The sequence below is a fragment of the Psychrobacter sp. PSi21 genome (assembly GCF_054960615.1).
In genome coordinates this window covers 23,383-50,281 of sequence record NZ_JBHNYR010000002.1, presented here as the reverse complement: position 1 = coordinate 50,281, position 26,899 = coordinate 23,383, and the positions used below count along the sequence as shown (strand labels likewise).

Below are 26,899 nucleotides of genomic sequence, written 5' to 3'. Positions count from 1 at the left end.
TAGATTTAGATTGGATCATCTATATCATTATAGACCTCAAACTGCGATGCCAGCCCTGTTTGGCGAACGGTTGGTGTTTTTAGCGCATAAGTAAATGCGCGCGATGTACTAAAAATAGAGACTTTTGACTTGGCGCGAGTCACTGCTGTATAGATCAGCTCTTGGCTCAGCAAACGCGTATTTTGTTCATCAAAGCAGACCGCCACATGATCAAACTCTGAACCTTGGGATTTGTGAATGGTCATCGCATACGCGGTGGCGATCATATCCTCGCTTAGCATATTGACCGCAATACCTTGTGTCTTATTTTCAAAAAACACTTGCAGTCGTCCCTGTTCTGTTTGCAAACAGATACCAATATCGCCATTAAACAGCCCCAACTCATAATTATTTTGCAGCACCATGATTGGGCGACCGTGGTACCACTCAGATTTCGACAATGGCAGCTTTAACTGCTCTTTATGCTTTTCACTAAGATAACGGTTGACATAGTGATCACCGCAAGTACCATGATGACCAGCAGTTAGTACCTTGAATGTATTTAGCACGGTCATGAGGACGTTGAATTGTTGAATATGAATTGAAGTTGGTATGGATTTCGCTTTTCTTTTTTCTGATAATACTTTTTTTGTTCCATTTATATATTTTGAGTACTGGTCTTGAACTTTCTTTAAAAATTTAAAATTACTTAGGCTATTTTTTATTAAAGCCTCTTGATTGTTTGTCGCTGTTTGCTCAGTGAGTGCCAAAGTGTAGAAGTTTAGGCTGGAATCTCTTGAAATCAGCGACCATATGGCGGGCATGTTTGTTTGATCCTCATTGATTAAACTTGCCAGCTGGCCAATACCCGAGTCTGCACTGAAACGGCGACTACGGGCCAAGCGCTGATGAACATCTTGTAACGCAGGCATACGGCACAAATCAGCAAGCACAGCCCCTGCATCTACCGCTGCTAATTGATTGGCATCACCCAGCAAGATAAGTCGTGCACTGGGCTTGATGGCACTGACCAAATGATTGGCCAACTCTACACCCAGCATCGAGGCCTCATCAACAATAACAATGTCTTCACTAAGTGGATTGTCCGCATGGTAGCGAGGCTGTCCGCCCTGCCCGATACCCAGCAAGCGGTGAATGGTTTTGGCTTCTGGTAGCTGAATCGCTACCCCTGCTTGCTCAATGGCGCGTTGCAACGATTCTTGCATACGCTGAGCCGCTTTTCCTGTTGGTGCTGCTAGTGCCAGATTGGCGCGACCAGACAAGTCTTGCACCATGTGGCTACTTTGTGCTTGCTGTAAAGCAATGACCAGCTGCGCAACAGTATAGGTCTTTCCGGTACCTGGCCCACCCGTAATGATACTAAACGCAGATTGGTTTGCCATGTGGATGGCGTCTTTTTGTTCATCATTCAGATGAGTATTTAGCGTGATGGGTAGCGGCTCAACGGTTTGCGACTTAATACGCATGATATGACGCGCCAAGGCATGTTCTGCTTGCCACGTGCGGTGTAACCATAATGATAGCTCTACCTTGCCATCATGCTTGGTTTTTGTCTTGAATACAATTGGACAATCATCTCCACTACTCTTATCTCTTATTAATGGATGATTGGACAGTTTTATTTCAAAATCGCTTAGGCTATTTTTATGGCTGTCATTTTGGCTAATGCTTTGTAAATAACGATAGAACGGCACACTGTGATGGTATTGCTGGTCCAGTACTTGCCGCTGATACGCAGGTAGTGCAGATTGCAATAAAAGGCTATTCCAGAGGCTATTTTGATTGAGCAGTTCTTCTAAAGTGACATTTGCGCCTGCATCATCAATTTGAGCCACCAAGGGCTGTAGCAGTGGCTGTAACAGCTGCTGCTGCCATGATTGTGTGGTTACGACATAATCATCTATATGCTCATGATGATCATCACGATACTGATGCTCATTGTTTGCTTGTGTCAGCACTAAAACAGTATGCCCCTCCTCCAGTCGCTGTACCAAGATGGAAAACAATGCGGTAAACAGCCAATCGTCTGTATTTTGTTCTGTATACGGGGCATCCGATACATTCAGCTGAGCGTGGTACGCACTATGCGTTTGGCGGCGACGCTCTAGTAGGTAGTGACTGATGGTCATCGACCAACGGCTACCCTCATCCGCTGTCGTTTGTGATGAGCCTGCGTCACCAAGAAGTGTGGTTGGCAAAATATCGATATCCATGGTCATCATGTTCCTTATACGTTTGGTTGCTCAGTTTATTGGTCAGACCCGTCGACAGGAGTGCCAAGTATCGCGTCAAGTCTACTTACCAAGGTAAAAGGTATCTGCCACTGGATACGACCATAGCTGCCCTGCCCTGCCTTGTCGATACCGCGCAAAAAGACATATTCGACCGCGCCAAGATATTGCACTTCATGACCCACGTAGTTTGGCAGTCGTAGGCGCAAAAAACGATGTAGGGCCACTTGATAAATGGCTGCCTGCAGCCAATAGCCAGCCTTGTTCATCGCGGCGCTTAGATTGGTATCATTATAATGACTGATATCATCGCCCAAATAATTACTCTTGTAATCGACCACATAAAACTTACCCGCGTATTCATAAACCAAATCAATCTCACCGCGCAGATAACGGTATAGATGTTCAGTATATTGCGCGGTCAGCTCAATATGCTTATCGGGATCGTCAGGTAGGCAATCGCGAAAGGCTTCGTTAAGATGCTCTGGGGTAAACGCGGTTGATAAGCCCATGTTAAAACTCAGCTCAGCGATGCGCTGCTTTTTGGGGATAGCGCGTAATGGTTGCCCCGATGCCAGTAACGGTGCGGCCAATACATCTGCAACCCATGCCAAAAGTGCGTCATGATCCGCTGCCTGTAAACTCTCTGCTGCGATTGACACCATGTCGTCTTGGTCGTTTGCTTGATCAGTAGACGCAGGAAAACGGCTACTTTGCAATAGTCGCTGTTGGTTTTCAGCACTGGTATAGCTGCTGGGTAATTGATACTGGCGAATGCCTTGATCAATCACGTTTGACCATTTGCTGGTGTTGATAAAGTCGATTTTCTCAAAAACTTGGTGCAAAAACGTCCCCGCATTGGCGCCTTTAACAAAGCGAAAGCGGATATCATCTGCAGTAATACTGCTATAGGCAGCATCATCTTGAGTATAATCAGCCGGAATCGGTGTCAAGCCTGTTATTTCAAACTCATCTTCGATACTGTCATCAAATACTGCCAATGCGTGGCTTTGTTCACCCAGCTGCCGAGCCAAGGCGGTAAAGCTGGTTTTGGCCCAGCCTTTAAAACGACTGGTTTTAAGCTGCGCATACGCGGCGCGATAATCGATACGTGGCGACGTTTCATCGTTAGGTCTTGATGCCGCGTTTTCGTCTGCTGCCTGTGCGGTTGCCTTGGTATTGGCTGTCTTTTTTTGGTCTTTATGAGCAGCGATGATGGTTTCAGCAGCAGGGACAATGCTCGCATAATGTAACCAACCAATGTGCCCTTGAAGGCGCTCAGGCAAGGTAAATACTTTGTCATCGCCATCGAGCCACTGCAAAATTGGCTTGCGTCCTGCGTCTGTCTTGGTACTGGCATCCGTGACTACGATATACAGCTGTTCGCTGGCACGGGTAAAGGCCACATAGGCCAAACGGCGCATTTCATCATAGCTCTCAGCGGTTTCAAAGTCGGCATAATAGCTGGCCTCGGTATCACCTTTTACCGACTGACTATACGCTTTACCTTTACTGGCAGACAGGCGGCGCTCAGTGTGTTCCTTATCAACTGAATGATCGTACAAATACAGTTTGTGCTTACTGCCATGACCCTTGCTACGACTCGCATCGTTACTGGCTTTGTCCATACCAACCACATAAACCACAGGAAACTCTAGGCCTTTGGACTTATGAATGGTCATCAGCTGTACGCCTGATTCGGTCGGTAGTGGTTGCTGCTGCGCCCAGTCTGGTATCTGACGGCTGTTCATATTCTTTTTGTACCATGCCAGCAGCTCATACTCACCAATGTGCATGCCATGCTGTGCCAAAATATCCAATAAATGACGCAAGTCCATCAAGTGACGTGCGCCATCTTCAAGGTCGGCAAGCCCGACCCACACACTTGGGTCTTTATTATCCGTGTCTTTACCATTTGGCTGTGTCGCCATAGGATTACGGCGCAGCAAATAGTGCATGGCAGACAAGATACTGCCTTGCTGCCAATAACTGGCTGCGGTCTTGAGGTAGGTTTGAAAGTCTTGATAGCGCTGCTTACGGCGTTGCTGCGTTTCTACAGGTTCGTCATCAGCATTATTAGTGGCGGTATCTGCATGCTCATCGACACTGTTCATCAGTGCTTGTACCTCATCGAGGCTCAACTGATAAAGGTGGCTGGTCAATACTCGGTTGATGATGTCGCGCCGATGCGGCCGCAGCATGGCCTCCAGTAGCGCCACCAAATCTGCGGCGATAACGGTATCGAATACATTGGTTTCGGCCGTTTCAAGCGTGGGTACGCCAAGCTTGGCCAGCATGTCTTCGACACTTTTTAGCTCACGTTTAGCGCGTCCAAGCACGCCAATATCACTGGGCTGAATGGGACGGCCATCGATACATTGACCACTTGCCAGCAGCGCTGCGATGTGGAGCGCTGTCAACTCAAAAGCATCATACTTAGCCTCTTTATCATAGGGCAAATGGAGGATGCTCACAGGGCTGTTTGGCAAAACAGTTGCGGCTTCGACTGAAGGTCGGTCACTGTGCTCATTTAGCTGCTGCCATGACACACGACTGTCACCATTGTCGGCGGTAATATGCTGATAATAGATATTTTTGCCCAAACGCGCCAACTGATCGGCGCGCGTATCACAGCCGCTATTGTCAATGACTGCCTGTTCATCATGACTGTCGTCATATGCGCTATTTTTGGGTGCATGAACGCGGCCAAACCAATGATTGAGCGCATCAATCAGGCGCGCATTGGAACGCCGATTGATATCCAAACTCATGCGCTGGCGCGGCTCAAAGCGTGCTTTCATCGCATTATAGTTGGCCACATCGCCGCCGCGAAAGCCATAAATGGCTTGTTTGGGATCACCAACCAGTAATAAAAATTGCCGACTGCGACGCACCTCTTCGACATCTTGCGTCGGCTCTTGGTGCAGATAAATACGTTCAATCATCCGCGCTTGCTCGCCATTAATATCTTGTGACTCATCAATCAGTGCCACAGGGTAATGGTGACGGATATAACGCGCCAGCCGTGCGCCTTGTGCGCCCGATAACGCTTGATTGAGACGAACCATCTGTAGCGCAAATGTGGTCTCACCGCGTGTTTCTAATATCGCGGGCAGTTGCTGGCGTACCTTTAGCGCGATATTACGGTTTAAAATCTCAATGAGCGCGTCTAAATATTGCTCGATTGCCGTTGTATAGTCATGCAGTTTTTTTAACAGCGTAATCGCTTCAATATTGATAAAGGTCAACCGCTCGGCTTCTTTGTTTTTATTAAAGCCTTTGCCGCCTTCTTCTTTAGATAAAAAGGCCAAAGGAATGGCGTCATACCATTTTTGTGCATCATCATGCAGATGAGCAAAGAACAAGGTATTATTTTTTTCAATCGCTGACTGGATATCAAAAATACGATCCATTTTGGCACCAAGCCCTGCGGTGGCATGAAACCCTTGCGACTTACGATAGTCCTTACCAAAATAGGGTTCAACGGCAGTCAAATCACAGTCTTTAAACGCCGCTAACGTTTGCCGGTAGCCATCCAAATCAATCTGTTCACCAATCTCCACCAGCTCAATCGGCGTTGAGATAAACTGCATGGCTTTTTGGGCGACGGCCACATGGTCGGCAGGTGTGGTCAAGCGCTTGGTATGCTGCAACAAGTGATAAAGCTCGGGCTGACGGTGATACATATCACTTGCAAAGGCGCGCACCATGTCGTGAATGATGCTCTCAGTCACTACCTGCTCGTGATCGCTGATTTGCATGCCTTGCTGATGGCCCGTCTCGGCGCTATATTCTGACAGCCACTTTTGTGACAGGCTATCGAGCGTGCCCACAAACAGCTTGTCCAAAGTGGTCAATACCAAAGCGCAGCGGCGGTTGGCTTCACTGAGCGCGTAAGTCTCAGTGTGATCAAGTAAATAGGTGAGTAGATGATAATTGATCGGATCACTGATCAGGTCAATATTGCCAGCAAACGTGGCGTGCTCGATCAGCCATGCTTGTCTTGCTTGCTGCTGCTCAGGGCTGACCTTGCGGCGTACTGTCTGTTCGTCATCAGCGGAGTTGGCGGATTGTTGCTGGGTTTGCAGCGGATACAGCAGTGCATGCGTGGCACGGTTGGCTTGTAGCTTGATCAGCCACTGCAAGAGCTGGTGAAAGTCTACCAGCCGCGCATGGATACGCTCACGCATTTCAGCGGCAGCAGCGCGGGTAAAGGTGGTGGCAATGATATGCTCAGGCGCACGCTTGGCCTCGATCAGTAGTCGCAGTACGATGCCAGTGAGCGTCCACGTTTTACCTGTCCCTGCTGAGGCCTCAATCAAGTAATTGCCACGCAAGGGGACGCGCACGGCTGGCGGTTTTTGCGGCGGCTGTTGATCGTTTGGCTGGTGGTCATTTACAGGCATATGGTGTCACTTTTTTGGGGTATATCATCTTGATTATTTTAACGGAGTCAATGCAGCGTGCATCATAGCAAAAAGTGGCTCAGCCAGCGTGGTTAAGCCATCAGACAAGGCGCGGTACGGCTCTTGTTTTTGTAGCACATACTGCCACAGCTCATGCTGGGCACAGGTGTCGTATATCATATCGCTACCATAACTCGGCCATAACCACTCGCTAAAATCGGCCCGCTTAGGCTGGTAAGGCGCATCGTCTTTGGCTGAGTCCATCTTGTTGAGGTATTGCAGCGCATAGACGGGCAAAACAGTCATCGGTGTGGTGCCCGCGATATGGGCAAAACGAACCCACTTTAATAGCTCAGCCAGCGCATCCTCATAAATGATGGGCGCTAAGCTGAACGTTGTGATGCCTTTATACTTGCTGTTTTCACTACTGGCTTTATAAAAGCGCCAAATACTTTTGCCATCATCGTTTGCCACTTGTAGCGCTGTGGTTTGCCGCGCCACTTGCCAGTACACGTGTGCCAGCCAAAAGCGCAACAGATGTGTGGCTCGGGCACTGTTGGGCAAAATGTTGAGCCAGAGCTTCGCTGGTTCGTCTTGCTCACTGGGCACATTGCCTTTGATTTGTAGCCGCCCTTGCGTATTCATGTCTGCGGCTTCGACAGTGATCATTTTTTCGGCACACGGCGTCAACATACTCAGCGGTGCAGCTGTCAGCGTATCGGTTCTACCGCTATCTAAGGTCAAGCTGTCGTCCACATCGATACCGATATTTGCCAACAGCTCACCAAAGCTGCGTCCTTGCTCCATGATATTAAGCTGCTGATACGCCAGCGTGGACTGACGCGAGACGCCTGCAGGCATCACAGGGTGATACAATAGCGTTGCTGTCTCATCAGGGCGCGACTGCCTATCATCCCGTCGATTGACACGGTTGTACAGACTGCTTAGCAATTGATCATTGATGGTATAAGCACTGAGCCCTGATAGCGATAACGGCTCTTGATATACGGTATCTTCAGCAGGCATTACAATATGTACCTGCTGCTCTTTTAAAAAGTGCTTGGCAGGATGACGTACTTGCAGGTACAAATAGCGCATGTCAATATGCACAGTATCCATATCATATACATCACCTTCAAGGGCATCGCCACCAGCAATACGCTGGGCAATCGCCGCATATTCTGCTTTGGATGGCAATGTCACTTTTTGGCGAGTGCGGGCATGATTGTGCTGCTGTAGATGATCAAACACATCCGACCAAACAGGCGCAGGCGCGTAAATGCTTCTTTGGTAGGTTTTTTCGCGCTGCATGGCTTGCTCAAGCATGGGTATCAGATCTTGCGCGGTGTCCGATTGGTCATGGTGGCTATCTGGCACGACAAATACGTCCTCGGCAAATGGCAACGCAGGGTGGCGCGTGACCAGCCATTGTTCAATCAACTTGGGCAGATAACGCTGTACTTGAGCACTCATCGCGTCTTTATTACTGGCGTCATCAGTCGCATGATTTTTAACGACATCAGACTGCTGCGCGTCTTGTAACGGCTGCCATTGCCACTGCACCTCCCCTTGCAAAAACTGCAACAGCTCACTGACAGGGTTGGCAGGTAGGTGCTCATGCGTGTCCGTCAACCGCTGCCCATTATAAAATATCCAGCACGCGTTACGGGCGCACAGCAGGGCATCCAAAAACGCGCCATTATCATCATCTTCACTAAACCGATCACCACGCTGCGCCAATCCTGCTTTCATCAAGTCATAGCGATTGTCCCGATCTCGATTGGGAAACTCTGACAAATCCATATTGAGCATCACCACCAAGCCAAAAGGCACATTACGCAGCGCCCCAAAACGACCAAAGGTAATCACCCCCGTTGGCTCAGCACTGACTTGCTGGCTTTCAAGCTCCGCTTCAATACTATCTAGCATAAAGCTGAGCTTGAGCGGTAAGCTACTCACTTGTGACAACTTGGCTTCTACTTGCGCGCGGCTCAGCACATCGCCGCCTGCGCTGTCTGGCGCATTGTTGGCATGGTAGCGCTGATAGTGACGGTTGGCGCGTAAGCTGCTCTTAAAACCATTCATGGCATTAAAGATAGCGCGCATGGGTCGCGTTTGATCCAGTTCGCCAAAATACGCATGAATGACCGTATCCTCAATCAGATCCAGCCACTTCTCAGCACGGTAACGGGCTTGATAGGCATCACGGCAAGCATGTAACCCTGCATGAACGCGGCATAACGCCTCGATAATGGGGGCATCTGCCAGACTGATCGCCGCAATCGGCACGGTCTTTTCAGGTAATGCTTCAGTACGCCAGTTGGCAGGGTATAGACAGTCGCTGATACCGGCTTCTGGCATGACCAGACCCAAAGCAATCTGATCGAGCGCGTACGCAAAACTAAACCGATAATCATAGTCTTGACTGTCCAAACTTTGCTGCAAATGCGCCTCATCAAAACCCCGTACAAATCCTGCTTGTAATAACAACTCACAAGCACGGCTCATTTGTTCATGAGTCAGCCCCAGACTTTCGTACAACGGTGGCAACATCAGCCAATCAAGCACCGTAGCGGCTTCAAAACGCGCCGTATCGCTACCCAGCAAAGTATAAAAACCACTGATCGCCTCCCAGAGCTGGCGGATCGACTTATCGACCACGCCAGTGACTTTGGCAGGTAAGGTCAATCCATCTTGCCCCTCTCCGGCAACAAACACTGAATTGATTAAGTCATGGTGACGCTCAACATCTGGCAATAACACCACGATATCGGACAGATGACGTGTGCTACCGTCAGCATTAGCCTCGTTGAGCCAGTGCCCAATCATACTACGCAGTATCTCAAGTTGACGCTGTAGATTATGACAAGAATGAACACTTAGGCTATTATCATACTGTGACAATTGCCAATGCCTTGGCTGTTCTAGGTGTTTGTTGGCCAGTTGATCCTCGCTATACCACTGTTCATCAATATTTTCAGTATCGCTTAGGCTATTTTGCTCATTATCAGTATCATCTAGCGCCAATGACAGCTGTGCGCCCAGTGCCCCACTCACGCGCCCTGCTGCTGCTTGCTGCGTGGCGCTCTCATCGAGCATCAAAATATCATGCTGCAAGTGCTCAAGTAAGCTGCGCGGCTGCCCACTACTGTCATCGTCTTGATCGATATCAAATTTGTCTTGCCAATCAAGGACAAATCCCGATCTGTTCTCATTACCAGACAAACTTGCCAGCATGGCAAACGTCTCACGAGACTGTTTGCCCAGTCGTGATAGCAAGGTATGGCCATAATCACGCAAAAACACGCTTTCAGGATTGATAACTTGCTGGCGTTGTAGCCATTGTTTGTCGACAATATCCGCCCAAAACAGCTGTGAGGGATTGTAATGTAGCAAGGTGATGTCGATGTGTTGAGACAGACGCTGCAAAAAATCCAGCTCGTTTTGGGGCAGCTGCTGTATGGTAAAAATGTGCAACTGTGTTGGCAATGTGTCAGATAGGTCGATACCACTACGGCTGCGACAACCGTCTACATCGTCCATGATATGCCAAAACCGCGCCTCAATAGCCGCACGATGCTCATAAACCGCCGCAAATAATAACTGCCATAAATGCCGCTGCGCCGCCTCAAGCTCGACATAATGCGTGACTAACCATTCCGGCGTCTTGCCTGCATACGCATCAAACATTTCGGTCAGCTCATCTTTGGCAACGATCATTGCCTCAACATCCACAGGCTGATTGTGTGACCAACCTGCCAGCCACATCTCACGGTGGGTTAAGTAGCGGCTAAACACCCGCGAAAAATCGGTTGCCAACGACCATAAGCGACTGTCCTGTTGACTGCTATCCGCCGTCTCGTCGATAAGCGCAGACAATAGCGGATACAAAGGGTGCTTCTCATCGGCCATAATATGCGCCCGATAATAAGTGAAATACCCAAACAAACGCCACTGCATCACCGCGCCAGTCAATACCGCCACCTCAGGCACCGCTAGCACCTCTTGCGACTGCTGACTATCCTCAAGCCATGTATTATATGGCGCTAAGACCGTTTGCATCAGCTCCCACTGATACTGCCCCCAAAAGGTCGTCGTCACTAACGTACTGATGCCAGCATGGCTGGCAATCGACTTGTCCAGCCAGTCACCAAGCACCATCGACGGTACAATGACGATAAACTCATCGAAAATAGACTGATTTTTGGCCTGATAAGCCATCAGCAGATGCTCGACCAAGCGTTCGGTGCGATGAGACTGAATAATCGTAAACATAAATAACCAGTTAATAAAAATAAAAAAGCCGCGCCGTATATTGACAGGAGCGCGGTCATATCATCTATGACAGACAGGCCTATGATTTAGCACATAAAAAAAGCCTGCGTATACACGATCTCTACGTTTAATAGTCGTCACTATTTTGCATTTCTGTTACACTGAGGCTTATCAGAATAAGGTTGTTCTATCGTCACTACTTTGCCTGTAGCACGTCGTATTTAGTCCATAAAAACGATGCTCATAGTGTGCCACTGATTGCGCCTACTGACCAGCAAACCCAATCCACTATATAAAACACACGACATTTAGTGTCGCGATAGTTTACCAAGTTCAGCATAATTTTTCACGACGCTATTGCCGCCTACAACCATTGTGTTGCTGATTGCCTCAATAGTCAGTCCTGACTCATTTGGACAATAGCTTTTCGTCGAATACCTTTCGACCAGCTTACTCATAGGATAAGTTGATATGACCCCACGTCGTCCCATTGATGCGCTCTTTGTCAACTCAAAACAACGCTGCTACGTGGTCTATGATCGCGGTAGGCTATGGCAGCTGCCCCGGATGAAGATAGATCAAGCCGCATGGACACGGCGACAGCCTTATACGGGTGATGATGAGGCCTTATATTTGAGCCGTAGCCAAACCATTCATGATCCCATCTTGGCAACGCAGCTGCGTACCCTAAACTTACCTACTGCTGTACGCGGTATTACCCTACCTCGGTTTGAGGCATGGTGGGAGCGCCATGGGTTTGAGTGGACTAAAGCGGCACTGCTGGCAGGTCAGTCGCCACTCGCCGCGCATGAACGCGCAACCACGACAGACACCACGGTCAATCATGTGACTGAATCAAGCCTGCCTACCGTAAGCAATAAAAAAGACACTACTGCCCCTCAGATAGATATGTCAACATCACCCCTTTTAGATCAACATCAGACAGCGTTGTCAGGCTCGAACGATATTTTTGCTGAGATGCTGGCTGATTTGACCAAAGATATGCTGTATCCAAGCTCAAACCGTCACTAGTTGATCCAGCACATCCGTACTGGCGACGCTACTGACCCCATATCATTTTAAAATACTGACTGAATAACGAGCTGTGATATATGAAAGACTACAAGCTGCCATTAGTAGGCCTGATTGTGCTGCTGTTGATTGTTTTTTTTGGATTGCTAATATGGCTTTATTATCACAATCAAAAAAACGTCAACCCTTTGCCCATAGTCGCAGACGCTACCACAGCGACCGATAATAACGAGCCTGTAGGCACAGATAATGCAACGGTCAGCACCTTGTATATCCAAGCCGACGATAGCCTACAGTTGCCGTTAGATGATGTTATCGTACGTTTTGAGAGACGCTACCCAAAGATGCAAGTGTTGGCACGCTATGTACCCACACCATCACTGATCAGCCTGCCCAATATCAGCAACTATAACCATGTGCGTACTGCCTTTTTACTAAGCACCGACATGGTGATCGCTGACGATAAGCTACAACAAAGCCAACTTGATGCCTTACAAGATGTGCTTAACGAGGCGCAGAACAAGCGCAATACGAACAAAGAAGAAGCTGATGCGATATTACTTGAGAGTCGTGACAACACCGATAGTGAGGCAGAAAATACTGATCAATCAATGAGCACCGACCAAAAGGCAGCAGCAAGCGGCAGCAACGAAGCGCGCAGCTTAACCTCGTTCAGCTATGCACTAAAAGACCAACAAGCGGTGGAAGGCGTGATTTTGACGCACAACCCCATCGCGGTCAGCTTTCGTAACTTTTTGCTCTCAAGTACTGGGCAGGATATCTTGAACCGATACGAATACCGCAATATCGATGGCTATAAGAAAAACATTGATGACTTGTTCAACCCCACAACAAATGGTCAATCAGCGGACGATGATGAGTCTGACGTGGAGGTTGCCGATGCGCTGAGCAATGGCAACTAAACTGCATTACTCAGTAGACAGGCACTATATAAAGGATAAAAGCGATAAGAAGCACTGAATCATGCGAAGTTATTTTTTAGTGCTATATATAAGTGGCGCGCCTACCAAGACTTGAACTTGGATCGATCACTTAGGAGGCAACTGCTCTATCCAGTTGAGCTATAGGCGCGTATAGGTAAGGTATTGTAAAAAAATGCACCCACAAAAGCAATCAACTTTCGCATGAAAGCCTTTTTGTTGTTTGATCACATACGACTAATCCCCGTACATGCGGGGAACAGGTACAGGTCACGGATACCAAAGAGTATATCCGCGGTTAATCCCCGTACATGCGGGGAACAGGAGCGTCGTTAAATGTTCCGCAGTAAACAGGGCGGTTAATCCCCGTACATGCGGGGAACAGTGCTCTGAATATAGAGAGCCGCCTGATGTTGCCGGTTAATCCCCGTACATGCGGGGAACAGGTGTAGTGCCATCAGAAAGAGTATCAACAACTCGGTTAATCCCCGTACATGCGGGGAACAGGTGGCTCTGTGTCGTTTAGTATTAGCACCACGCGGTTAATCCCCGTACATGCGGGGAACAGAATTATAGTCTTAATGCTATATTTATCAGTATCGGTTAATCCCCGTACATGCGGGGAACAGCTATTACCAAGCTCAGCCCTATCTTTTAGCGTCGGTTAATCCCCGTACATGCGGGGAACAGAATAGCAGATTAAAAGCAGTATCATTCAAATACGGTTAATCCCCGTACATGCGGGGAACAGACTCTCCGTGCCGCAATTCTTACACTCAGACGCGGTTAATCCCCGTACATGCGGGGAACAGCTTCTTATAAAAGACTAAAATATTCTCATGGGCGGTTAATCCCCGTACATGCGGGGAACAGCCATCCAGTGTTTCACCATCGCCCTCACGTCACGGTTAATCCCCGTACATGCGGGGAACAGTCAAGACTATGTCCCACATTGCCGTTTCGTAGCGGTTAATCCCCGTACATGCGGGGAACAGTAGCGTTTGCAGGTCTACTGCTATGTACATATCGGTTAATCCCCGTACATGCGGGGAACAGTCCCTTTGTGTCCATGTTGTCCAGCGTTGACGCGGTTAATCCCCGTACATGCGGGGAACAGGCCATTTGTGCAAATTCAATATGGCGGCAAAACGGTTAATCCCCGTACATGCGGGGAACAGCCCAAACATTTATAAGAGATTGACTAAAAATCCGGTTAATCCCCGTACATGCGGGGAACAGGCCCCATAAGACCGACTAAGCTTGTCTCAAAACGGTTAATCCCCGTACATGCGGGGAACAGCCATCCTGACGTTGGTTTAACCGTAATATCGGCGGTTAATCCCCGTACATGCGGGGAACAGCAGTTATCACGCATACAAACGGCAGCATAGAGCGGTTAATCCCCGTACATGCGGGGAACAGAACGCAGGTTGCAACTCTAACGTCTGCATGGTCGGTTAATCCCCGTACATGCGGGGAACAGAGTATCGACAGCGAAAACAAAAACGGTCGCAACGGTTAATCCCCGTACATGCGGGGAACAGGACCTGCACCCCTACGGCGATACGGTGCGATGCGGTTAATCCCCGTACATGCGGGGAACAGTTGGCTACTCTGCATCTGTCATCAATCAGTACCGGTTAATCCCCGTACATGCGGGGAACAGCGGTCAGTACGAGCTGCTGACTGGTGATGGCACGGTTAATCCCCGTACATGCGGGGAACAGGTCCATCATGTAAAAAACATCATCACTACTCACGGTTAATCCCCGTACATGCGGGGAACAGCTTGTATGTGTTTTATCGATTTGAGCAATAGACGGTTAATCCCCGTACATGCGGGGAACAGACGCGCAGATTCGTCAAATGATAAACCCATGCCGGTTAATCCCCGTACATGCGGGGAACAGATCCAAGTCAATATTAAGATAGTCTCTATTAACGGTTAATCCCCGTACATGCGGGGAACAGCCGTCAGGCACTGGCTGCATCAACTGATTAACCGGTTAATCCCCGTACATGCGGGGAACAGTTATGGTCGCCATTGCCAAGATTGGCGCGGTACGGTTAATCCCCGTACATGCGGGGAACAGCAGATTACAGGCGTAGGCTCACAGGTCTACGACGGTTAATCCCCGTACATGCGGGGAACAGCCAAGCCAACTTTAGGACCGACTGTCCGATTGCGGTTAATCCCCGTACATGCGGGGAACAGGAATCACTATGAACATTGAATTGCTAAAGCAGCGGTTAATCCCCGTACATGCGGGGAACAGGTCAATGCCTAACAATCGACACCGTTCAGATTTCGGTTAATCCCCGTACATGCGGGGAACAGGCAGCTTTAATATTAATGGGTTGGCATAAGCTCGGTTAATCCCCGTACATGCGGGGAACAGCAGATAAAAGGCAGTGCGTCTGATTTGATCGACGGTTAATCCCCGTACATGCGGGGAACAGTGCTGACAAGCTGTTGATGTGGTCTTTAGTAGCGGTTAATCCCCGTACATGCGGGGAACAGATAGCGATTTTGGTGTTTTGCTGCCATCGACACGGTTAATCCCCGTACATGCGGGGAACAGACAGATGCAGCTAAATTCCCATTTTGGTTAGGCGGTTAATCCCCGTACATGCGGGGAACAGAGCGCCAAATCACGACTCATCTCAGACACCAGCGGTTAATCCCCGTACATGCGGGGAACAGTTACAAGCCGCATTAGATGGTTTAGAGCGTAGCGGTTAATCCCCGTACATGCGGGGAACAGGTAAAATCAATCACACCATCAATTTTATACAACGGTTAATCCCCGTACATGCGGGGAACAGTTAGCATGTATCTGCTGCTCCTCTGTCATGTACGGTTAATCCCCGTACATGCGGGGAACAGGGTCCTTACCTGTTAGATTTTTATCCAACCAACGGTTAATCCCCGTACATGCGGGGAACAGGACTGCGCTAGAGCGCTATCAACAGCATCTTGCGGTTAATCCCCGTACATGCGGGGAACAGTTCTTTGCCCAGTCGACTGGTTACGATAGCATCGGTTAATCCCCGTACATGCGGGGAACAGAAGGTAAAAACTATGAGCGTATTTAATACAATCGGTTAATCCCCGTACATGCGGGGAACAGGTACTGGCTGTGTTTAATGTTTCACCTGTCTGCGGTTAATCCCCGTACATGCGGGGAACAGCTGGTGGCAATAAAGCCATTACGCGTATCTAGCGGTTAATCCCCGTACATGCGGGGAACAGTATTGATGATAAGACTATACGGCTATCGTGGACGGTTAATCCCCGTACATGCGGGGAACAGTCCTCATACGCATGTGACACTGACAGCGGCATCGGTTAATCCCCGTACATGCGGGGAACAGGGTTCGAGCAGACGCACGAAAGCCGTGGGGCATGGTTAATCCCCGTACATGCGGGGAACAGACATTTAGCTCTATCAATCTTCTTATCGTATGCGGTTAATCCCCGTACATGCGGGGAACAGATAGCGAGTTTTGCCGCGTGCGCGTTGGTATGCGGTTAATCCCCGTACATGCGGGGAACAGCAGTAAAGGCGTCATTGAAGAAAACAATCAGGCGGTTAATCCCCGTACATGCGGGGAACAGGTTGAATCAATATCCCCATGCCCTAACAAATCCGGTTAATCCCCGTACATGCGGGGAACAGTTTTTGTCTGTGTAATACTTCAAAACCACCTCCGGTTAATCCCCGTACATGCGGGGAACAGCGTGGCTTTCGCAGGTCTTGACTGGTGCGGGTCGGTTAATCCCCGTACATGCGGGGAACAGAGGTTTATTGGTGGTCGCATATACAAAAGACGTGGTTAATCCCCGTACATGCGGGGAACAGCTTAACAGAGGGCGTAAGGGGTCGCAACTGGGCGGTTAATCCCCGTACATGCGGGGAACAGTTTGCCAATTTCCCGCTGCTGGTCATTGACGACGGTTAATCCCCGTACATGCGGGGAACAGGTGTGAGCATTGTTTTTTAGGTTTGTATAATGCGGTTAATCCCCGTACATGCGGGGAACAGTTTTAGATTATCGAGCGCTGCCTTTTGCCGTGCGGTTAATCCCCGTACATGCGGGGAACAGGTCTATCATGTAAAAAACATCATCGCTACTCACGGTTAATCCCCGTACATGCGGGGAACAGTCACTGTTGATACTCTTACTCATAAGTAACGACGGTTAATCCCCGTACATGCGGGGAACAGACTACTGATATTACCTTGCGCCAGCTCATCGCCGGTTAATCCCCGTACATGCGGGGAACAGTGATTAAGTATGTTGCCGCGCCAATAGCGCGGCGGTTAATCCCCGTACATGCGGGGAACAGATTTCCTAGCGTATTGATTGCATCACTCAGCGCGGTTAATCCCCGTACATGCGGGGAACAGCCGACTGGTTTAGAGCGTATGCTGTGTCCACGCGGTTAATCCCCGTACATGCGGGGAACAGATTGATATATGCAGACGCTACACAAATCAGACCGGTTAATCCCCGTACATGCGGGGAACAGTAAGCTGTCTGTGATAGCGGTTTTTATTTCACCGGTTAATCCCCGTACATGCGGGGAACAGACCTGGGGCGATCAGATCACGAATACGTAGCACGGTTAATCCCCGTACATGCGGGGAACAGTTGATGACGAGGACAACTCGCCAGCCGACGCACGGTTAATCCCCGTACATGCGGGGAACAGATCGAATCCACCGCAGAAGGTCGAGAAGGCGACGGTTAATCCCCGTACATGCGGGGAACAGACGCCTATTATCCGTTTGACCAAAGATAAAGACGGTTAATCCCCGTACATGCGGGGAACAGTGGTATTGATGATACGAGTGCGTCGAGTACGACGGTTAATCCCCGTACATGCGGGGAACAGTATCACCACAGCAGGTAGTGGCATTGGCGGCCCGGTTAATCCCCGTACATGCGGGGAACAGACAAAAATAACGATGCGAGTGTAGCGTCTGAGCGGTTAATCCCCGTACATGCGGGGAACAGTGCGATCAGCTGCGCGCGGGTGCGCTCAGTCGCGGTTAATCCCCGTACATGCGGGGAACAGCTCAACAGGTGGTAAACCGATTTCGGCGCGGGCGGTTAATCCCCGTACATGCGGGGAACAGCGAAAATAAGTTTAAACGGCTGCGTTGTATTACGGTTAATCCCCGTACATGCGGGGAACAGGAACTCAGACAACATATCGTTGATCGTTGCTGCGGTTAATCCCCGTACATGCGGGGAACAGGGCGGTGATGCGGTCGTGGCTCGTCTGGGTGACGGTTAATCCCCGTACATGCGGGGAACAGAATATCAGCGCCTGCGGTGACGGTGGCCGTATCGGTTAATCCCCGTACATGCGGGGAACAGAATTAACCCAGCAAAAGCAACAATAGCGATGGCGGTTAATCCCCGTACATGCGGGGAACAGAGGGCACGATGTTAGCGGGTCGCCCCATCACACGGTTAATCCCCGTACATGCGGGGAACAGCAGCAATACCGCCAACGCGTGCGTATTGCTATCGGTTAATCCCCGTACATGCGGGGAACAGAGGAGCATCATCACTCACGCGACCATATCTAACGGTTAATCCCCGTACATGCGGGGAACAGTACAATATTACTATTTCTAATTAACTGATAGGCGGTTAATCCCCGTACATGCGGGGAACAGCTGTGCAAGCCGTCCCTAAGAGCCATCAAGGGCGGTTAATCCCCGTACATGCGGGGAACAGTTCACGCTTGACTCTAAATCTAAACTTGCCAGCGGTTAATCCCCGTACATGCGGGGAACAGACGGGCTGAGTCACTAAACTCCAGCCCCATGCCGGTTAATCCCCGTACATGCGGGGAACAGGGGTAATTTGCACCAATGAAGTCAGCCTCTAGCGGTTAATCCCCGTACATGCGGGGAACAGGATGAGCTGACCAATGTGCAGGCGCTCGCAAGCGGTTAATCCCCGTACATGCGGGGAACAGGTATATCCAAGAGCACAAGCCCGACCTGCTTATGGTTAATCCCCGTACATGCGGGGAACAGAAAGACGATATTTTCAGAGACAGCGACCTGCACGGTTAATCCCCGTACATGCGGGGAACAGGCATCGCTAAATATGCCCAGTCCTGCCTATCCCGGTTAATCCCCGTACATGCGGGGAACAGGTTTAGCCTGGTGAGCGTAAGTACGTCGCACCCGGTTAATCCCCGTACATGCGGGGAACAGCCTTATTTATTTAGCTTGCTTGTTATTAGTGTCGGTTAATCCCCGTACATGCGGGGAACAGACTTGGAATCATATTGACCTGTGCTAGACAGGCGGTTAATCCCCGTACATGCGGGGAACAGATGACGCGCATCAATCCGACCGTGTGGCGTGACGGTTAATCCCCGTACATGCGGGGAACAGGCTTGTTTCGCCGTCATTGGGCGTATGCTGCCCGGTTAATCCCCGTACATGCGGGGAACAGTATCGCCCACAGCAATATTGGTATCGACTACACGGTTAATCCCCGTACATGCGGGGAACAGTTTCCTGTCTATATAAACCCTAACACTAAAAACGGTTAATCCCCGTACATGCGGGGAACAGTAGGTTGTCCGCTGCCTTGTAGATGTCAATGCCGGTTAATCCCCGTACATGCGGGGAACAGTCCTTGGCTAGCTGTTGATGGATTACCGCGCCCGGTTAATCCCCGTACATGCGGGGAACAGATATGCTGATGCTGCTCCCGACGTTTATGACCCGGTTAATCCCCGTACATGCGGGGAACAGAAGCTGGACTGGTGTTCCGGTGTCTATAAATACGGTTAATCCCCGTACATGCGGGGAACAGCAATTGTGCTATCTCTTCGTTATTACCACGCGCGGTTAATCCCCGTACATGCGGGGAACAGATTGACCTTTTTGCTAAACTCAATCTCATAGCCGGTTAATCCCCGTACATGCGGGGAACAGCCATCTTCTGAGACTGGCTCAGGCTCAACAAACGGTTAATCCCCGTACATGCGGGGAACAGCAAAAATGAGCTTAAATGGCTGAGTTATGTTGCGGTTAATCCCCGTACATGCGGGGAACAGACCTGCGCCGCGAAAGGCTCAGAGCGCGTTATCGGTTAATCCCCGTACATGCGGGGAACAGACTTATGATAAGTCTATGAAATTATTATAATTATAATCTTGTAATTATTCTACCAATTTTTTAACTGTTAAATAGCAATTATCCATCATGTAACGATAAGATAAGGTGTTGATTTTTTTCGTATTATTATTTCTACTCAGCCATTGGATAAAATTGTACCAAACGCATACCTTCATGGTCTATAGGTACACGTCGATTCTCACCATACGTCACAAAGTCAAAGCCAGATTCCGTGTTGGTCGCCCAAGACATAACCACATTGCCATCGTCTGCTAGTGCCAGCACTTGCTCCCAAATCATCTCACGTACACGCCGCGACACATCACCGACGTACACACCCGCCCGTACCTCTAGCATCCAGACTGCCAGACGACCTCGCAGGCTTGGCGGTACTGCTTCCGTCACGACCACAAGCATACTCATGATACTATCCTTCTTTTATGTACTCTATTGACTGCGATGCCCAGCGTTACCTATCGATTCAGGCTCGGGTATCGCTGGCGGCTGGGCATCAGCATAAGGCTTTGGTGGCTCAATCTCTCCTGCAGACAGAACATCCTCTATCATAGGAATTAAATTTCTTAGCACTTTACTTTGACGAAAGATTTCACGGCAGCCAATACGTACTTCACGATCCGGATCTAATGGTGCACGTTTTGCTACAGCAAAAGCGAGTGGCACGACGGTTTCAAATTTGACCAAATCTGCAATGTCATACACAAAACTTTTGGGTTTACCAGTATGTAAAAAACCAATAGCGGGCGCATATCCTGCTGCCAATATTGCCGCTTCTGTCACTCCGTATAGACAGGCAGTTGCCGCACTAATACAGCGGTTGAGATCGTCCGACATATCCCAATCACTAGGATCATACGAGCGCCCTTTCCAAATCATGCCATGCTCGCTTGCGAGACGCTGATAGATTTTTTTGACGCGCCCGCCCTCAATTCCACGCAGCTGATTGACACTTCGGCGACTGGGCGCGGCTTCATTAAAGCGTATTTCAAACATTTTTTTGACGACTTTTAAGCGCAGCTGTTCATCTAAAGCCAGCTTGGCTTGATACAAGAGCTTGTCTGAGCGTGCCCCGCCCGGCTGTCCAACCGAGTACAAACGCACACCTGCCTCTCCAACCCAAATCAGTAGCGTGCCTGTCTTAGCGGCGAGTGCCACAGCGGCATGGCTGACACGCGTACCCGGCTCAAGCATCAGGCAGGTAATCGATCCTATCGGAATGTGCATACGAATGCCATTTTTATCAATGACCACAAACGCGCCATCTTTAACGTCAATCTGACCGTACTCTACAAAAACCATAGAGTTGCGCTCTTTGATCGGGATGGGCTTTAGGGGAATAAATGCCATAAATATGCCTGTCTAAAATAAAAGAGGTGCAAATATAAAATGATACAAACGTAGCGCTTAAATAAACGAGAAACTTATTTATTGACGCAAGGGACGCACGAGCATCAGACCGCAACCAAATGCCTTTTGTTTACCAAAGCCTTGTAGCAGTTGCTCATAAAATAGCGCAGCGTCTTGAATCTCAAGTGCGCCTGCATAATCAAGGCTTGAGAACTGAATGCGTTTATTAACCGTCCCCTTTTTAGCAGTATCCGCCTGATTTTGCTGCGTGATATCCTCCCTAGTTCGGAGAAACTGATGCTGCGTGTACGCTGATAGCTCAAGATTTGGATGAATTACCACGCCCCATGACTGCATGCGCTTGGACTGAGTAATCCAATCGACTCCCGCATCAAACATGGCCTGATCGATACTATAAGCGTCATCAAAACCTTGTTCGATCATTGATTTTTTGGCTTGCATGAGTACATCATGACGAGATGACTTGCCCGCCTCATTTTTTATGGTCACTACAGGATTGGCACGTAATTCAAATGCTAAACGTTGACCTGCATGAAACTTGGGATTAAATGCTTTGGTTTGTACCAAAAAGTACGGATGATCTGTTTTTGGCTTGATGGTTGATAACACATAATAAAACAGCTGCCCGCCTTGCTCGTATTCGCGGTATAAAAACGGTCTTGGGCTGTTTGATGGTAAATCAAACAATTGCCATAGCGCTTGGTGTACGCGATACGGGTTTTGTGTCGTGGCATCGGCGCCCTGTGCATCATTTTTGTACTGCGGTCTGATTTGTTCCGTCACAAAAAGCCGTTTGGCGGCAGGCTCAGACTTTAATGTGACTCGGCTCAAATAACTCATAACGTCTTATCCATAGTCATATCAGTAGGCTTTGTGCTATCTGTAGGTTGAGCATCATCTACAAACGGGGTTAATGGCTCAAACGTTGACCACTCATGCCCGATACGCTGCGTAAACTGCCATTGCTTACGATCAATAGGATCGTCCCAATGCCTGTGGGTCAAGATATGCTCGGTGGTTTTGGCAGATAAGGACACCCCAAATAGATCATCGCGCGCGCCCTCCCAGTGGTAGCTCACTTGGCGACAGCGTGTTGTTTTTGCACCAACATTGGCATCTGTCTGACGATTATCTGTTTGTTCATCGCCTGCTCTTCTCTCAGTAACTATAGTGATCTCGGTAGGTAGCCAGTGATCACTCACCGTTTGATATAAAAGCTCATTGACACGGTTAATATGATTGACAGGTTGATCAGAAGCGTCTTCTTGGACTGGTAATAAACGATTAATAGACGTATCTAGCGCTTGCTTGATATTGGTAGCCGTAATAATGCGCGGCGTTAACGGCATGGCAAGCGGGCAAGACTTACGCCCCAAATATAGCGTAAACTTAGGACGCTCTAGCGCCTGCTGCAGTGCTGGCAAGTCAAATTCATAATCATGATTTCTCGCGTTCTGCTCATTATTTTGCTCACTCTGGGGCTTTAGCCAAATAGCAACCATCCATAAGCCATCTTCGCGGTAGTCTCGTGATGACAATATGGTCTCAAGCTTGGCGCTTTGTAGTTCTTGTTTACGGGTATGAAAGCGCTGTCCTTTGACGGCAGCAGTCGTTTGAATGGTATGATAATCGCGCAATATCGTCCCACGACTGTATGTTTTTGAGGCTATGCCAATACTATCCGCCAGTGCTTGCAACTGCTTTTGGTCATCACGCCTGATACCTAACGCCGCGCCAATCAAACCGAGTACCGCACCGCGCGTGGGATGATCACTCGTTGGTCTCTCCTCACCAATCGCTACAGCGCCCCATGAGGATAAGGGGGCATATAGCCGCATGACCAAATAATCCATAGCAAATGTCCCTGTTTTATGTGTGGTTAAATGGTCGTTATGTTGCCATCGACACCATAACGACTCAGTCATTAGATAAAATTACGGCTTAGGATAATTTGCCGCGCCGTCATCGGCCACAAATTGCTTCAGCCCTGGTAGCGTACCCACACCATTGTCGACGTCCATCACATAGCGGCTGTCCGCACAGGCGCCGTACACGCTATCAAATTTTTGTTGATGCAATTGTAAACTGTCAATGGCATCACTTAACACATTGTCCGTATTCACAGGGCGCAAGTAGGCGACCGACAATGAACGTGGCTGCACACTGCCCTTCTCAGCCATCACATAACTTGCAAAGGCACGCGACCCAAAGCTGTTTTGTTTGCCTGACGGGGCGACCGTTGTCACCGCCTCCGTCAGCGCCGCAAGCGTTTTTTCGGCAAGTTTCATATCGCCGTTTAGATTGTCCAGCAGCAAGTCTTTATTGATACAGATGTATTGATAAAACACAGCAGCAGCAAAGTTGGTCTCGCCAATGTGCGCCGCCCCCGCATCTTCGCTATGGTCATTCAAGTCATCAACGGCGGTAAAATAATCGTCTTCTATAGCCACTTGCTGCACGCTGATTGCATGAGCCACTTGACATGCCGCCTCAACATTGAAAGTAGGCTTGCTTGCAAGCATACGTCCAAACAAGGCAATATCTGCTGCCATATTGTCATGCTTTAATAGTGATAACTCTTCCTCAGTAGGCGCATCCCCTGTCTCAATAACGCGTTTGACCAATTCATCAACCGCTTGCTGCTCCGCTGGGCTAACATGTACCAACTGCTCAATCTCAGGCGCACGTTTGGCACTGACTTTACCAAATTGCTCGGCAATCGCTTTGGCAATTTTATCCGCAGTGGTGTCCTTTACCCCGCCTGCCAGAAGTTTTTCCTTAACTTGCGTACCAATGCGTTTGGTGCGCGTACCAATATGACCTGCCAGCGCCTCCTCAAACACATCGGACACACGCCAGTGCCGCTTGAGGCTTTGTGAGCTGACCCGCAGACGCTCAGCGTTACCCATTCTGGCGGTTTTGGGTCGTCCCATATCATCACGGTTTAGGTTCGATGGTGGATAGCTGGTCAATACATGCAACTGGATAAATTGGGTCATAGTCATGTCCTGTAAGAGTCATAAAAAGGGGGTAATAATGCTTAAGCGGCGTTCATTTGATAATAGCTCAGCGACCACTGCACGGTTAATTTATCTTTTGGGCTGCGATAGTTTGAGCCTTGAAAATCAGCAAAGCGGTGCATGATGTCATTGGCAAGCCAAACAATATTTAGCGGTTTGCCTTGCTGCTGCAACTGCGTAACCATTCGCCATAGTAACTGCACAAAGTCGTTAGGGTCTCGCGCTGATATCAGCTTTTCGAAGCGTAGCGGCGTAATCAGTGGACGCTCATTATCTTGTGACCCCGCCACATGCGCCATGTTGTTGACGAGTTTAGCTTTGTCTTTGCTGGTGACATAATAGGGCTCATCGGCATGACGTACTTGCGCGAGCACCCAAGCAACGGCTAGCCATGCGTTGAAAGTTGTATCAGTAATCTTGCTAGAAGGTGACGCGGCAAGCTTATTGCTCACTTGCTGCCACAGAGCGATAAACGCTGGCTGCATGGCAACCTCGTCCATATGCTGGCAGCGCTTGAGCTTGGCGGCATCTGATGACGATAGGCTACTGCGAAAAAATACCAGATAAGGGTCATTTTCGTCTGTTACAGGCAAGTTATTTGCCTTGTTTTTAATCTCTAATAATCTTTTGTGCCATGCGCTGATGATAGGAAAACAGCCTTGCAAATAACGCACTGCCTGATAGCTTGGAGCGTTTTTTTTATTGTCTTGATTACTATTGTTTTGAGCGGTGGAATTATTCATGAAACATTTTCCTTATTTGCAGCTTTATGACGACCACGGAAGTTTGCCAGTGCTTTATTGCCATATAAGAAAGCGCGCAGTTGGTTTAATTGCGCCATATGCCGCTGTTTGATGACCGCCGACGACAGCACTTGCTCTTCAAAGATTCGCTCGGTCAATTTAACGATACGGTTGAGCCAGCGCATGCCAGCGTCATGGGTCAGTTTGCCACCATGACGCGTTGCTTCATCAATCGCGGCAAAAAACAGCGGCTCACTGCGCTGCCAAAACATGGTGTCAATATTGCTCATATCGCCTTTAGTGTCTTTGGCCTGGCGCTCACTCATCCAGCCTTTTTTTATGCTGTCGCGCAATTGTCTGACGATGCTGTCCGTTAAAGTGTGCAACTCAAGAACAGTATCTAAAAGCTGTTCTTGATCTTCAGGCTCGATATGATAGATGGGCAGCTCTTTACTATAAAAGCCGCGCGCCTTCATGTTATCCATATCATAAGAAAACGCCCATAGCCTTGAAGCGTCTATCTCGCCCTCGCTTGCTTCATGAATATCGTTGGCTTGATCAATCACCATGGCACGAATAAACCCTGAGCTACCTTCCTTACCAGTAAAGGTAAGCATGTGCCAGATTTTATAGTTAATGCCGCCCGGTTGGGCTTTAATTGAAAATGGCGTGTCGTCAGGTTTTTTGGGATTCAGTCGGTACGGGGTAAAGGGATGCGGCGACCAATCACCTTCATAATTGTGACCATAGTTTTGGGTTCGGTACTGAATGACTATCTGGTCGCAGTGCTCGCCTGTGATGTCATCTATTGGCTTAATATCAGCATTATCTGGCGCATCATCAATTATGAGCCGTATGCGGCGCGGCATCGCCCAGTAAATATGTAGTGGATGTACGTCCTGGCTATATATCGGCTCACCACTCTTGTCACTGACACGCGTGTCTGTAAGCCACGGAAAGACGCTGCCGTCATATAGGTTAGGGTCTGGATAGTCAAAATCGGCACGATTAATCACATTTAACCACAGCTTTTGCCATAAGCTGCTGTCATCATGAGTGGGACGGACAAGGGTGGTCATAGGGCCGCCGCCGCGCAGCCCAGTGCGATGACCTTGCCCGCCAGATGGCGCGTTGATTTGCAGGGTAAATAGTGCCAACGCCGCTATCGGCAGTGACAGCTGATTAACCAGACTACGTTTGATAAAAAAGTCTTTATTGTGTTTAAGCGTATTACCGCCCGGAGCTTCGATAAGTAAGCCATCAATACGGTTAACCGATTTGACGTCTTGTAGCGGGTCTAAGTCCTGCATAAACCGCGCGCCATTGCTCTTTGGATCATCATCAACAAAAAATGCATGACGAACGGTAGCAAACGCCGCTTGTAGCGCATCAAGACTTGGCGGTGTCTCGTAACTGTCTAGCCAGTCATCGATAGTATTGGGGGCAAAGGTGGTTTGTAATAAGCCGATTAGTAATTGATACGCAGCGCCTTGAAAGTCTAAGCGCGGCAAATCCAGCTCAGCAATATTAGGATCAGATATCTGTACTGGGGTTATGATTATACGGCGACCATCACAGGTGAGTACCGGCAACCAAGGGTCATCAATTAGGTTCATATCTATCCTAGTGTTATTCGTTATCAATGGCTATTGTGAAACACTCCTTTCAGACTAACGACAGATAAAATACGAGTCAACAAAAATTTATA

12 protein-coding genes, 1 tRNA gene and 1 CRISPR repeat array are annotated in these 26,899 nt (G+C 49.0%); of the genes, 2 read left to right on the top strand and 11 right to left on the bottom strand.

Annotation, left to right across the window (positions count from 1 at the left end; genetic code table 11):
- Positions 1–5: 5 nt before the first annotated feature.
- From recD to ACFI32_RS02175, 3 genes are read right to left on the bottom strand one after another with little or no spacing between them, the layout of a single operon-like run.
- Entirely contained in the window at positions 6–2,219 is a 2,214-nt protein-coding gene (gene recD, locus ACFI32_RS02185; RefSeq protein WP_462624864.1) for an exodeoxyribonuclease V subunit alpha, read from the bottom strand.
- Positions 2,220–2,248: 29 nt separating this feature from the next.
- Complete coding sequence (locus tag ACFI32_RS02180) at positions 2,249–6,637, bottom strand: UvrD-helicase domain-containing protein (protein ID WP_462624863.1); 4,389 nt, start codon at positions 6,635–6,637, stop codon at positions 2,249–2,251.
- A gap of 33 nt (positions 6,638–6,670) precedes the next feature.
- On the bottom strand, positions 6,671–10,912 hold the full coding sequence (locus tag ACFI32_RS02175; RefSeq protein WP_462624862.1) for an exodeoxyribonuclease V subunit gamma: 4,242 nt from the start codon (positions 10,910–10,912) through the stop codon (positions 6,671–6,673).
- A 471-nt stretch (positions 10,913–11,383) separates the two neighbouring features.
- Here ACFI32_RS02175 and ACFI32_RS02170 point away from each other — a divergent pair, with 471 nt between their 5' ends.
- The gene (locus tag ACFI32_RS02170; RefSeq protein WP_462624861.1) at positions 11,384–11,944 is read left to right on the top strand and encodes a hypothetical protein; all 561 of its coding nucleotides are present in this window, start codon (positions 11,384–11,386) and stop codon (positions 11,942–11,944) included.
- An 80-nt stretch (positions 11,945–12,024) separates the two neighbouring features.
- The gene (locus ACFI32_RS02165) at positions 12,025–12,867 is read left to right on the top strand and encodes a hypothetical protein (protein ID WP_462624860.1); all 843 of its coding nucleotides are present in this window, start codon (positions 12,025–12,027) and stop codon (positions 12,865–12,867) included.
- A gap of 93 nt (positions 12,868–12,960) precedes the next feature.
- On the opposite strand, the gene ACFI32_RS02160 is transcribed toward ACFI32_RS02165, so the two are convergent.
- The 8 genes from ACFI32_RS02160 to casA form a co-directional block, all read right to left on the bottom strand.
- Positions 12,961–13,036, bottom strand: a tRNA-Arg gene (locus ACFI32_RS02160).
- Between the two features lie 83 nt (positions 13,037–13,119).
- Positions 13,120–20,042: direct repeats of the CRISPR family, unit length 29 nt; unit sequence CGGTTAATCCCCGTACATGCGGGGAACAG.
- Between the two features lie 132 nt (positions 20,043–20,174).
- Positions 20,175–20,465, bottom strand: coding sequence for a type I-E CRISPR-associated endoribonuclease Cas2e (cas2e, locus tag ACFI32_RS02155; protein ID WP_462624859.1), 291 nt, complete (start codon positions 20,463–20,465; stop codon positions 20,175–20,177).
- 24 nt (positions 20,466–20,489) lie between these two features.
- Positions 20,490–21,407, bottom strand: a complete 918-nt coding sequence (cas1e, locus tag ACFI32_RS02150) for a type I-E CRISPR-associated endonuclease Cas1e (protein ID WP_462624858.1) — start codon at positions 21,405–21,407, stop codon at positions 20,490–20,492.
- Between the two features lie 78 nt (positions 21,408–21,485).
- Positions 21,486–22,268 carry a type I-E CRISPR-associated protein Cas6/Cse3/CasE gene (gene cas6e, locus ACFI32_RS02145; protein ID WP_462624857.1) on the bottom strand — a complete coding sequence of 261 codons (783 nt, stop codon included), beginning with the start codon at positions 22,266–22,268 and terminating at the stop codon, positions 21,486–21,488.
- Positions 22,265–23,281, bottom strand: a complete 1,017-nt coding sequence (gene cas5e / locus ACFI32_RS02140; protein WP_462624856.1) for a type I-E CRISPR-associated protein Cas5/CasD — start codon at positions 23,279–23,281, stop codon at positions 22,265–22,267. The genes cas6e and cas5e overlap by 4 nt, the downstream gene beginning before the upstream one ends.
- 81 nt (positions 23,282–23,362) lie before the next feature.
- Positions 23,363–24,427 (bottom strand): type I-E CRISPR-associated protein Cas7/Cse4/CasC, encoded by a 1,065-nt coding sequence (cas7e, locus tag ACFI32_RS02135; protein ID WP_462624854.1) that lies wholly within the window; start codon positions 24,425–24,427, stop codon positions 23,363–23,365.
- Positions 24,428–24,468: 41 nt separating this feature from the next.
- Positions 24,469–25,191, bottom strand: coding sequence for a type I-E CRISPR-associated protein Cse2/CasB (casB, locus tag ACFI32_RS02130; RefSeq protein ID WP_462624853.1), 723 nt, complete (start codon positions 25,189–25,191; stop codon positions 24,469–24,471).
- Positions 25,188–26,807, bottom strand: a complete 1,620-nt coding sequence (casA, locus tag ACFI32_RS02125; RefSeq protein ID WP_462624852.1) for a type I-E CRISPR-associated protein Cse1/CasA — start codon at positions 26,805–26,807, stop codon at positions 25,188–25,190. The genes casB and casA overlap by 4 nt, the downstream gene beginning before the upstream one ends.
- Positions 26,808–26,899 lie beyond the last annotated feature (92 nt).